Origin of the sequence: Pasteurella dagmatis (genome assembly GCF_900186835.1) — a bacterium.
Lineage (GTDB): Bacteria > Pseudomonadota > Gammaproteobacteria > Enterobacterales > Pasteurellaceae > Pasteurella > Pasteurella dagmatis.
Map to the genome: position 1 here is coordinate 1,085,485 of NZ_LT906448.1, position 13,538 is coordinate 1,099,022.

At 37.1% G+C, this 13,538-nt stretch carries 4 protein-coding genes and 4 tRNA genes; all 8 read right to left on the minus strand.

Annotated features, from left to right (window positions below):
- Window positions 1–8: 8 nt before the first annotated feature.
- Entirely contained in the window at window positions 9–7,880 is a 7,872-nt protein-coding gene (locus tag CKV78_RS04935; protein ID WP_095075290.1) for a two-partner secretion domain-containing protein, read from the minus strand.
- A 69-nt stretch (window positions 7,881–7,949) separates the two neighbouring features.
- Window positions 7,950–9,812 (minus strand): ShlB/FhaC/HecB family hemolysin secretion/activation protein, encoded by a 1,863-nt coding sequence (locus CKV78_RS04940; RefSeq protein WP_005762526.1) that lies wholly within the window; start codon window positions 9,810–9,812, stop codon window positions 7,950–7,952.
- 335 nt (window positions 9,813–10,147) lie between these two features.
- Entirely contained in the window at window positions 10,148–11,416 is a 1,269-nt protein-coding gene (locus CKV78_RS04945; RefSeq protein WP_005762528.1) for an NRAMP family divalent metal transporter, read from the minus strand.
- Between the two features lie 294 nt (window positions 11,417–11,710).
- Window positions 11,711–11,785 (minus strand) — tRNA-Gln (locus CKV78_RS04950).
- A gap of 44 nt (window positions 11,786–11,829) precedes the next feature.
- Window positions 11,830–11,904, minus strand: a tRNA-Gln gene (locus CKV78_RS04955).
- A gap of 29 nt (window positions 11,905–11,933) precedes the next feature.
- Window positions 11,934–12,018: transfer RNA gene (locus tag CKV78_RS04960), tRNA-Leu, on the minus strand.
- 5 nt (window positions 12,019–12,023) lie between these two features.
- Window positions 12,024–12,100: transfer RNA gene (locus CKV78_RS04965), tRNA-Met, on the minus strand.
- Between the two features lie 147 nt (window positions 12,101–12,247).
- Window positions 12,248–13,471, minus strand: coding sequence for an ROK family transcriptional regulator (locus tag CKV78_RS04970; RefSeq protein ID WP_005762530.1), 1,224 nt, complete (start codon window positions 13,469–13,471; stop codon window positions 12,248–12,250).
- Between the last annotated feature and the right edge of the window lie 67 nt (window positions 13,472–13,538).

The following is a 13,538-nucleotide window of genomic DNA, read 5'->3' on the forward strand; positions in this document are numbered from 1 at the left end:
TATCCTCCTTATGGTTTACTCACATCTTGGTTGAATTCAAAAATTGTTTTTTCAGGCTGCATGATACGATTATCTTTTTCATCCCTATAGCCATCTTCCCCACATTGCTTTTGCCCCAAGCCATAACAATTATGAGAAGAGCTTTCACCAAAAGCAATATCCCATAAAAGCACTCCAGATCCTTTATTTTTCAAGTTTGTGTTGATCGTATAAGGATTATTCCCAATAAAAAGCGAACTCCCCACGGTATCATGCTGACTATTCTCAATTAGAATCGCCCCTTCTTTCGACATTCTATCCTCCCCTTTTCCTTGTAAATAATTCAAAATATTATCTGCTTTGCTCACATTCGCTGCGGGACCGACCATTTTTAAGGTTGTGTTGGCTAATAGCCCTGCGTTCTGTTTATCTGGATAGAGCGTTTGTAAGGCATTGCTGATGGTGAGGGTACCTCGGCTGTGAGAACCTAAATATAACCCTTGCTGACTATTGCCTTTATCTTTCAAAATATCTATCGCCTGTTTCACCGAATTATCCGCTGAAACCGTCCATTTCTGATATCCTGCAATTAACAGTTCAGACACAATATTATTGGCTTTAGGATGATGAACAAAATAAACATTTTCATATAATGGCGTGGAAAGGGTACCCGTTTGGGCATCTCTTCCTGCGATATAGTTTTGTCTCGCAAATTTTGCAGCGGCTTGAATATCATTTAAAATGCCATTAAAGGCAACAAAATATTTTGTTTCTTGTTTACCTGTGTTTGGATCGGTATAAGTCACCGGTTTTATGTGCTGGCGTTCTTGGTCTGACAGCTCATAAAGTTGATAAATATTGTAGCCTTTGCCGAGTTCCTTATCATAATAATCTCTTACATATTGTTTAATTTCAGCTTGATCCGTTATGCCTTTCTTTATTGCCTCTTCCCTACCTAGTTTTTCTAATTTTTCTAGTCGCTCAGGATCCTTCACTGGATTCCCGTTTTCATCCGTAACAAAGCCCATCATTCTATGTTCTGAAATAAACATTTTATGATATTCCTCATCCGTGAATCCTGCTGCTTGTGAAAGTAAAAACTTATTCACCTCTGTTTTTATTTCCACATCTTTCATCAATTTGTCCTTATCGGCTGTCTTGACTTGCTGATTTTCTGCCTGCGTACTTTTTGTGATTGCCTCGATCTGTTGCTGACCCGATGTGCTGGAAATATTAAATTTACCTTCACTGATAACTGAATGGGTGACCGCATGATGATTTTCCGAGGCTTTTGCATTCCCTAATGCATTGACTAACAGCAACTTACTTGCCGCATAGAAATCGTTACTGTGAACATCATTGGCATTTAAACCAAACTTCAATGCACTCACATTTTGTTGATTTGGATTGGCGGCTTTAAAGGTTTCGCCTTTTGCTTCTTTTTCAGCTCGATACTTCGCATTTAGGTGTTTATCTTCGGCTGAAGTTTGATCCCGATTGACAGAAAATCCCCCCATCAATGCGAGACCGCTCGCTTTCGCATGAGAGTAATTGCGAATATCTGTAAAAGAAAAATCTTGTGCTGATAAACTATTTTTTGACTTATCCGCTTTAGAAACTATTGCTCCGCCCACTAAATTGACTTTATCCGCTGAAATATTATAGCCTCGATCGCCTGCGAAAAAGCCAGACTGTTCTGTCACTTGTGCCATTTCACTCTGTCCTTTTTGTTGACTAAATGAGCCAGCCCCCCAAGCTGTGCCAAATGAAATCTGAGCTCGAATGTTCGCACCTGTTTGACTTGATGAGCTTGTATGATGGTCCTGTTGACTGATAATCTCTAAATTTCCTTTTATATCTGCATCAATCTTATTCGCATGAACACTTGCACCTTTTAAGCTCATATCCCCATCAGTTTGTGCTTTAAAATGATTCGTCACCACATGAGAATGATATTTTTGGTGATCATGTTGAGCTTGTTTCCCTCTTTGATAACCTGCTTCAACATACGCATAGGCACCTGTTCCTGCACCGACTTGTACGCCTACCCCCACTTGTGCACCAAAATTAGACTGTTTACTTTTACTGCTCGCTTCTTCTCTTCCAGAATCCAAATATATACCTTGTTTAGATTTCAATAACACATAGCTGTCAGGCAATATTTTCCCTGTTTGATCTTTGGTTGTCATCTCAATATGAGATAAATCAATTTTCCCCAACTCCGTATTAATAGAAATACCTTTTGAAGCATTTAATAGATTCCCTTGGCTTTGTAATGCACGTTGTTCATAACTTGATTGACCATGTTTAAATCCAACACCGGCCTCTGCTCGCAACAAAGCACCAGACATAATAGATTGATAAGCAGAATAACCTTGTAACCCAAGCATTGCACCTTTTAATACTTTTAATCGACTTTCAGCTTTATCATCTTCTACAGTTGATTTGGCTTCTTGAACAAGATTCGCGACATCTAACAATGGCGAAGAAACTTTAGCAAATCCACCCACTTTAGTATTACTGGTTTTGCCACTTGCTAAACTTACATTATCTTTTGTTCTGCTTATGACATTCCCTTTTGCTACAATATTCAGCTCACCATTATTTGCCATCACAGCACTGCTATCTTGGACATAATCTTTTCCAGCATAAATATTCACATTGCCTTTATTGGAACCTATAACAGAACCCTTATGTAACGTTTGATTCGCATTTTGTCGAGACTTGTCTAGATAAACCCCAGTGAATGATTCCGTATCAGAGATTTTTGCACTTCCAAAACCAACACCTTTTGACTTAGCCTGATAAGCATTTTTACTTTGAGTTGTCCCTAATTCAATATTATTGTTTGCGAATAGAGTAATATTACCATCTGATACTATATCTACACCTGATGAACGAATATCCTCCCCAGCTTTTAGAATACTATTTCCACCAACTGAAATGACCGTTTGTTGGAAATCTTCACGGTTTGCATTTTCATTTTCTTTATTACGGTAGACACCTAAGTTTTTTAATAATGACTTTGATGTATCAAAACTAATTCCTTTTTGTTTTCTATCTGCACTCGACTCATTACTTGATTTTACTGCTTCTAATAAAATACTCCCTTTTGCTGATACAATAAAATCCCCTTCAGCCTGCACTTGAGCACCTTCAATTCCTATATCTTTTTTAGTTGCTTGAATATTTAAATTATTTCCAGCAACAATACTTCCCGTTACAGATTTATCAATGAAATGCGTTTGTTTCAATGAATTTGAACTAGTTCCCATACTCATTACGATAGGTTTAGAAAGGCGTTCAATGACTTCGTAACCAGTATCTGCGATAGTCATCACTTTTCCTATTGCACTCTGATTTTTTAACCCGCCTTGCGAATTAATCTGATCTTGTGCCGCTTTTACTGAAGCCCATAAAGGAGAATATGTAAACCCGACGGAAAAACCACTTGATTTTGCATATTGTGAATTGTGTTGTTGATGTTTTTCGCTAACTGCAATGAGTTTTACATCATTACCTTTCAAAGAGATATCTCCTGCTGATTTTAAATCAGTTGCAGAAAGTAAAAGCATTTCGTCAGCAAGCACATTGATATTACCTTTAGCAGATAATTCCGTGGTAACAACATTTTCATCTAACTTCTTAGTTTCACTACCAGCTTTACTACGTTGATATCCAAAAGAGGCTACACCACCTTTTAAACTGCCTCCCAAACCTGATTTTTTAGTTTCTTGCCAATGAATTTCATTACGTTGATTTTTGGCTGTATTTAATTCAATTTCTTTCGCATGCAACTTGATATCTTGCTCTGCTTCGACAGACAGTGCTTCTGCACTTAAACGTTTCCCAGCTTGTAAAATAACATTCTGAGCCTGAATATCTGTGCCTTGATAGGTTTTCTCTTTGATTTCATCATAGCGAGTGTTTTTCGTTTTACTCAAAAAAGAACCGCTCTTCATATGATGATATTCACTATAATCTAATTGTTTACTTGCAGAATTGAGTAGCAAATCATTTTCAGCTATTGCAATAAGCTTTTGCTCAGCCTCTAATTGAGCCGCTTCTGCTCTTAAGTTGCTCGATTGTAAACGTACATCTCCACCACCACTCACACGGCTGATCACTATATCTTGCACCCGTTCATTACGATAATTATCTCCAGCACCCATTTTTTCATCAACAACCGTTTCAAGTGCGGTCAAATTAAATTGATTTTTTGCATGAATACTAGTGTTCCCTACACCTGTATTAATAATATTGGCACCTTGTACTGTCAAATTATCAGCTGTAATGGATAAATTACCCTGTTGTCCTTTTACATAGATAGATGCTTGACGAGCTAGATGAGTTTCATCACGCTTATAGTTTTCAGCGTTAATATGTGTAGTATAAGTCTGGCTTTGATGTAACAAATCCTGTTTTACATTCAATTTCAACGTGTCTTGTGCACTAATTTCACCACCTAAATTGCTGAGACGATCTGCATTAATGATGACTTGTTGAGCATCAAGTTTTCCTTGGTTCGCAAGGTTATTAGCATGTATATCTAGTTGCTTTTCAGCCACAATTGCACCAGTATTTTGAAGCAGCTGTGTATTTAGAGAAATATTTTTGGATGCTATTAATGTTCCTACTGAATTGACATCATTCTTATGTGGAACAGTATAAACTGTTGGTACTAAAACACGCTGTTGACTACCATCAGGTAAAATGACTATTTGTGGTTCAAACCAAACAATATCAGTTGTTAGTTGTTTAATTTGTGCTTCACTTAAACTAATTCCAGGGCGGAGATTAAATTTTTGCGCAAACAAAATTCCACTATCCATCAAAGCTTTATATTGCTGCTCCATATCTTGATAATTGCCTAAAAACTGACGCCCTGTAAGCTGATTAATTTGATCTCGGATCAGCCGCTGTTCATAATAACCATCCCCTAAACGTTTATGTACAGCATTATGCTCTGAACGAAGTATATTAAACATATAATCTCCACTCAGCCACTTCTTACGATCAGCAAAAGCGGGATCAGTTTCTACTAGTACGTGACTCTCTGCTTCAGGATTAATTTTATATAATCGAGAACTCGGTAAAGGAATATTTTCTCCTGTACTTTTCAAGGCTAAACTTTCACTGTCGAATGCGTAATTATCAAACACATTTGCGACAGGTAAAGTAATTGGCTTATTTTGTTGAGTCAAAAGCCCCGAATGCCATTGATTATGCTCCCGGCGATATTTGTTACGCCCACTACCAGTTTTACTTTTACGCTTTCTTAAAAAACTATAATGTCTATCACCATAAGTCTCAGTAATTTGTCTCCCTTCAGAATTAACATTTTCTATTTTTCCTTGCTGGAAGAACAAATTTTCTCCTGAAATGACTCTACTTTTATCATTCAGTAATTTATCTGTATTAATCACTAAAGAACCACCAGATAGAATTTCTCCAGCTTGTGTTTTTTTAACAACATCTTCTTTAACAATTCGACGCTTAACATCTGTTTTCCAATAAGCCTCATAGCGTTGCCCAGCTTGACTTGCTCGATGCTGATTATGTTGTAGGACATGTTTTTGTAGCTCAGCAAATGCAGTTTCGTTATCTTTTACCCATTGCCAATAGGCTGGTTTTACTTTTTCATCAAAATATACTTTGTCTTGTAAGTATGCTTGATACTCAGCATCGTAAATAGATTTTTTCTTTTGATAATCCGCAAGGCGTTTTTCGTAATCTTTTAATTGCTGCTCATTCGCATTATCTGGCTTATTCGGCTCAATAGGTGCACGTGGTTCCACAGGGATTTTGGCTGTATTTAATAAATCTGAGAGGTTATCTCTGATATTTGGCTTTATTGCAAAATGTTCCCAAGCAGGATCTGTTGGGAAATAATAAGAATCTGCGATTAAATCACAATTGGCTCCTTCACCTGCCAAACATTGATTAACTTCAGGTAGATAATTAGATTGAACATCACCATTTTTAGGTTTATGTATTTCATTTGGCACGCCTTTTGCAATATAACCATTACGCCCCCTACTGCGTTCATGCCAATACACTAAATTCATATCTAAGCGCAAATCATGCTCTGAAACACCTGCGGGGAAAATATAATGCCAATCAATCTCTGTTTCAGAAATTAAACGTAATTCAGTTTCAAAAAAACGATTTGTATTATTGATGTTTGCAATATTTAATTTCATATTGCCTTGGCTCTCAATCAACGCACTATTGTTATCTAAGCGAGTAGCTTGTTCAATCGCATCATATTGTTCATTTAAAGAACCACCAATATACAAACTATCACCACTATAAATTGCAGTAGCCCCTTTCACATCCCCTGAATAATGATGATTTTCATTAATAATATGTTTTACACCAATATCAAGACGCTGACGTGCTGCAATAATCGGGCTCACCACACTATCAGTTTTCTCATCGTGGTTATGCAACTGCTCTGCACCCAATGCTACTTTGTCACCATAAATACGACCTGTGCCGATATTTTCAATATGTTTTGCCTTAATGACTGTGCTGGCAATATCGTTTGGTTTGTCTGTTCGGCTATTAATTAAACCTCGGTTAGTCACTTTTCCTTTCGCGTCGATATGTACATCGGCACCTTGTAACTGACCATCTTTATTCTGAATTAAGCCGCCACCAACTTTCGTTGTAAGCTGTTGTCCAGCTCCAATAATACCTGATTGAGTTAGTGATTTTTCAGTATGTAACTCTAGGTTTCCTTGCTGTGCAATTAATTTCCCTGAGCTTGTATTTTCAATTTGTTCTTTGCTTTTAATTTTAAGCTGCTGTTGTGCCTGAATTTGGTTGGTATTTAGCACTTTTCCATTCACATCAATCACAACGTCGCCTGCCGAAGCACCAATATTCCCAGCATTACGAACACCTAATCCCTCTTCTGTGCCAATTAAGTGAATTTTTTCAGCGTACATTCCACCTAAATTAGACACATCTAGGGCGTATTCCACTTCATTTTCTGCTTTTTGATTTTTTAGAGATTTACTGTTAATGATTTGAACTGCATCATTATTTTTACTGACTTTATTTTGCCCTGTCGTAACATTCACTGCTTTTTTTGACCATACGCCTGCATTAATTTGTGCTTCGCGAGCAATAATATCGGTATAATCACTTTGGCTATTGTCCATACCTTTGCCAGTCACTGTCACTTTACCTTTTTCTACGACAAAGCGATCTAAATGCCCATTTTTAAATTGTGGCTTACCCGTCGTTAAGGTTGCTCTATTTGCGTTGATCACGCCACATCCTTCACAATGCAAGCCACTCGGGTTTGCAATAATGACATCTGCCTTTTGCCCGGCAACTTCAACATAACCTTTTAATTGACTTGGTTTGTTTGAGTTAACTTCATTAACAATGACTTTTGCTTCTCCCCCAACTAAATAAGGGTTAGCTTGAACCCAACCGCCTAACTGAGTTTGCGTATGTTGTCGGCTGTTATTTAAAATCGCCCCTTTTTTGTCCACATCAAATTGAGCATAACGGTTATAAGACATTCCTTGCTGATTTGGCGTTTGAATATTGACCTGTGGTATGCCATTTGCGGTTTCTATTACTTGTGGGCGTTGGTTTGCTGTCGCCGTAGGATCTGCTTTAATAATGAGCTGTTCATTTTGTGCTTGCACCTGTGGAATAAAGGTCACAAATCCCCAAGCACAGCAAAGTGCAAAAGAAAGTGGTTTTAAAGAACAATGTGCCATATTTGAGAAAAGTGCGGTCCATTTTTCAGTAATTTGTGATGTTGTATCTAACGACATAACCTCTGCTTTTGCCTTGCCTTCTTTTTTCGCTAATTCAGAAACAACCACAAAACGTTGCTGACTTTTACTGAAAATGACACGATAACAATATTTATTCATAAAAAATTCCTTTATTCTTTCCTAAAAACTCATCAAAAATTGACCGTACTTTGTGACTTTTCCAATGATTTAAAAACTGGCGCTTAAATTAAAACCTAACACTGTATTAGCAGTACGAAAACCTTCAGGTACATAAAGAGGTTTACCGACAAAGAAATCATAGCTAAACCATTTCCAGCTACCTTTAATACCTAAACTCGTGCCAATCAGCGTTGTACCTAATAGATGTTGTGTTGAAGGGCCACTGACTTTCCCTTTATCAAGTGTCACATAAATTTGCTGCCCTCTATCAACAAGTAGCCAACCCAACTCATTACGCCATACCCAACCACGCTCTGCAGAAAGTGAAAGTTCCCCATCTGTGCCTCGCACGGTATAACGTCCACCGATACTAAAACGATCTTGTGCCACTAGTGGTGTTTTGTTCCATTGTGCATTCCAAGTGGTATTTAAAATAAAGTGCTGTGTAAATAAATCAAAAGGCTTAGTTACACTGATATTCACACTGATGATTTTCATTCGAGATGTGCCTTCATTAAGCTTTTCATCAGGTGAAGGTAATGAATGGTTTAGTCCTGTACCTCTTTTATAGTTTGCACCAATTTCTACTGTTGCATTACCTAAATAGGCTTTATGTTCTACTCCTAATTCCCAACCACCTGTACGTTTACGTTGGATTTCAACTTCGTCCTGATTAATAAAGTTGTGGGATTTTCTCGCCCATAGTGAAGCGGAAAGTGACGTTTTATGTTGGCTATTACGAAAAACTAAACGAGATAAAGTCAATCGACTATTTTCACTTTCCCCTGAATAGAGAACGGTAGATCCAAAAGCGCCTGCAACCTCTTGATAATATTCATTTTTAGAATGGCTAGCAGAAAGTTGCCAATAACGCCAAGGAGCGGAGTAATAAAAACTCAAATTGTGGCTTTGGCGACGCCCTTTATCATCTTCGCCTGCCCAATGAGGTCGTTTGAGACTGTGTGTAAAGCTAGTATAAAACAAGTCATTCGCTGTAAAGGTATTGTCTAAAGATAAGGTTGCAGAACCTTGCCAACGCCCCGTTGACGTCGAGCCCGAGTCATCTAACCCAAGAGTTAAACGAAATGGAAAACGTTGTGCATATTGTACAAATAAGTCACTTTCCCCTAACTGAGCATCGCCTTCAGCAGGCACAATATTGATTGTCGCATCGGCGGTTGGTACACGTTTAAGATTTTCTAAAGATTGTTCAATATCACGCACATTTAATAAATCACCTTGCTGTGGCACAATGCCAGCCCAAGCTGTTAATTTTGTAAATTTATCGACCGCACTTTTATCTTCAATCATCGTATGACGTAATGTTCCTGGAATAGCAGTTAACACTAATTCACCAGAAGTGAGATCTTGTTCACCAACAACAGCACGTGTTGTGACATAACCTTTTTCAATGATGGCATTTTGCATTTTTTTCATCAGTACATTGATGCCTTCATTACCTAAACAATGTGGCAGAGTTAAACCTAGTTCACTTGCAGCTTGTTGATAAGCCCATTCAAATTGACTTTTCTTTTGCTGAGATGTTTCAAGCTGTTTTGCTAATCGATATGAAAAATCAACTGAAGAAAATGCGGAAAACTGTGTCACAAGGTCTTGTACAGGTAATTCGGAGGCATGATGTTCAACAACTTGAATTTTATTAATCGGAAAACAAGGTTGTTCATTAACAGGTAATGTGATGGTTGGTACAGGCGGTTTATCAAATAATACGTCAGATTTTGCCGATAATTGAGCGGATTGCTGTGCTTCTAATGCTTGTTGACGTTGTTGCTGCTGTGCATCTAACTGTTCCAATCGTTTTGAGTCAAGCGGAAGATTATTTGCGTTTGCATAGACAAAATTTGAGAAAAAAAGAAATAGAGAGACCCTCGTTAAAAGACTTAAATGCATAAACTACTTTATCCTTAAAAAATCAATAATTAATTTCATATCCTAAATAATTGCAGTGTAATTTATTTCAAATCGTATATATATCTGGAAATTTTAATTCTGAGAGCTAGATCTCAAAATTAATTTTGGTTTAAAAAAATAAAACTTGAATCGATTTAATAAAATTTATTTTAAAAAATATTCAAGAAAGAAAAGAAAATAAATGAATATAAGAAAGGTGAATAATAAAGAGAATATAAAAAATAAGCCCTATATTTTATAGGGCTTATTTGTAATGAATGGGTATTTTGATAAGCTACTCAAAGTGCGGTTATTTATCAAAAAGTTTTGTGAAATTAGTTCAACCAGCCGGCTTGTTGTACGATAAATAATAACGTGAATGATGTTAAATACATTAAGCCGATAATTGACAACCAGAATAAGCCACCTTTGACTTTATGCTCGCCTTTTAATACTAACGATAAGTTTAAATACGCAAATACTGGTGTTGAAACAAATGAGGCGATCATTGCAAATTTCAACATTGGACCTACCGCATTATTAAAGTAGAAAATAATCGCTAAACCTGAAACTGCTGCGAATAAAATAGCAATATTTAATGTGCTTGGGCGACTTTCTTGTTTACCTAAGATTAAGCGTAAACTTTCAACGTTTGTGCGTGAATAGCCATCAATAACGGTGATCGTGGTACCAAACATACACATAAATGCGATAAATGCAATCAAACCTCTAGCCCATTCACCAATGGTGGATGCGTACATATTGATTAATTGCGCAATATATTTACCACCAACCATTTGTACGGTTTCACCTGAGCCGTATTGTACTAATGCGCCCAATGCTAAGAAGACTAAGGCAAGAATAGCAGTTCCAATGTAGCCCACGTTGAAATCCCAAATTCCATCTTGATAAGACACTTTTGAGATACGGCGTTTTGCAATCACCCACATTGAGTTAATCGCCGAAATTTCGATTGGAGCTGGCATCCAGCCCATTAAGGCAACGATAAAACCTAATGCGGCTAAATTCCAAGGGCTTGCACTGACATAATCCGCGGGAGCAACACCATCAATACCATTACGCATTAATGCAATCACTACTGCAGCAACCGTTGTTACAGTTAACGCAATCATAATTAATTTAGATAATCCGTCTAATAAACGGTATTTACCTAATAATAAAATTATTGTACTCACGCCAATCACGATGAAACTTAACGTTGGTATAGGCACTTGCACAGGTAGAACGAAAGTTAAAATTGCAGCACAAAGTAAGCCAACAGCGGCTGTGTTAATCACTGTTGCAAAAGCATTAAGGATAAAGAAAACCCAAAGATAGTGCTTTCCTTTTCTCAAATAACCTTGAAGTAAGGTTTCACCCGAATCTAAGGTATATTGTACACCAAAACGAAAGAAGGGGTATTTGAATAAGTTCGCTAAAATAATAATAATCGCTAGCTGCCAACCGTAAATCGCCCCTGATTGTGTGGAAGCGATAATATGCGATCCACCTACTGCGGCAGATGCCATTAAGATACCAGGACCTAAAGCAGCAAATTTAGAGTGCCAACTTGATTTTTCTATTTGTTGTATTAATTCTGTCATAATTTGTTCCAAAAGTTATTGTAATAAGCATTGTTTTCACAATGTTTTAACAATATCTAATATTTGTTTATATTAGTCAACGGAACAAAAATTAATCAAAATAGCAGTTTATACTAAAATATACATCAAATTAAGAACAATAAACTTTTTTTAGAAATGAAGATCCACAAAACTATTCAGTCTGAGAATTAGAATGCGATATAAAATAAATTTTAAAAAATAATAAAATAATTTAAAAAAGATATCTGTGATCTTTTTTATCGAGATAAAATTGAGATGAAAAGGGATTTTTAATGGCTGGGGTACTAGGATTCGAACCTAGGAATGCCGAGATCAAAACCCGGTGCCTTACCGCTTGGCGATACCCCAATTGAAATATCTTGATGTGAGAATTAAGAAGTTTATTGATAGTATGGCTGGGGTACTAGGATTCGAACCTAGGAATGCCGAGATCAAAACCCGGTGCCTTACCGCTTGGCGATACCCCAACTACTATGTTGATCTGCAAGCTAATGAATGGTGCGGGACGAGGGACTTGAACCCACACACCTCGCGGCGCCAGAACCTAAATCTGGTGCGTCTACCAATTTCGCCAGTCCCGCAAATATGGTGGCTATGACGGGATTCGAACCTGTGACCCCAACATTATGAGTGTTGTGCTCTAACCAACTGAGCTACATAGCCATTTTCCTATTTGCATTCACCTCATCGGCTTTGCGGGGCTAATTATGCTGATATCCATCCCTCTCGTCAACTCTTTTTTTTATAAAAATGAAATTTTCAGCTTATTCGAATAGAGTTTGAACAGGTTGCACTAAAAATATTCCAGATTTATTCAGATAATAAACGGCGTAATAAACTACCATCTAATAATGCACGTTTAATTAATGCAAATGCACCAATAACATCTTCATTTTTTAACTCAGATGCAACTAAAGGAGTATCTTTTACAAATGCTGGTAACGCATGGCTTTCTAATGAACGCTGAATTGCCGCAAATAAAATGTTTTTGGCTTGGGTAATTTCGCCCGAAATCACAATTTTTTCAGGGTTAAACATATTTACGCTCATTGCAAGTACACGCCCTATTTGCACACCTACATGCTCAATTAATTCAATAGCAGCCGCATCTTGTTTATTACTCGCTTTGCAAATCGCTTCAATGTCATACTCATCTAAAGATAGCCATTTACTCTTATAACCATCCTCGAGGAGATCATGCATTTTCTTTTCAATAGCAGTATTGCTCACAACTGTTTCTAAGCACCCTACATTACCACATAAGCAACGCTTACCCAATGGATCTACCTGGATATGTCCAATTTCACCCACATTATTTTTATAACCGAGGAACACCTCGTGGTTAATGACGATTCCTGCTCCTACACCTCGATGAATACGTAATAGCAAAGAGTCATAACAATCTTGTGTTACACCAAAATAGTGCTCTGCTAGCGCAAGACTTCTAACATCATGCCCTATGTAAGTTTGTAAATTAGATAATTCTGAGATTTTGTGCGCAAGATCCCAAGGCTTTTCCAATGATAAATGTGGAATATGTTCAATCATATCTGTTTTTACGTCAACAAAACCTGGCACCGTAATACCAATCGCAATGAATTCACAACCACGCTTTTGGTTCTGTTCAATAAACAAAGATAAATGCGCTAATAAAAAAGTCTCAATAGATTCAACTGTTTGATTTTCTGGTAATTCTAAGACTTCTTTTTTCCACAATTTTGTAGATAAGTCCATAATCGCAAAAGTAGCATGCTTACGACCTAAACGGATTAGGATAGAACGAAACGCTTTATGTTCAACAATAATTGAAGTTGCACGACGACCGCCAGTTGATTCTTGTTGTTCAACTTCTTTAATTAATCCACGTGCTAATAAATGACGGGTGATTTTTGTTACACTCGCAGGTGCTAATTGACTAAACTCTGAAATCTGAATACGCGAAATAGGTCCTTGCTGATCGATCAGTTTATATACGACCGCACTATTCATTTGTTTCACTAAATCAACATTTGCAATTTGATGACTGTCTCGCATATTTGCTCCAATAAAAAATAATATGCTTATTCTAAAATGGATTAAAATAATTAGAAACCATTTTTAA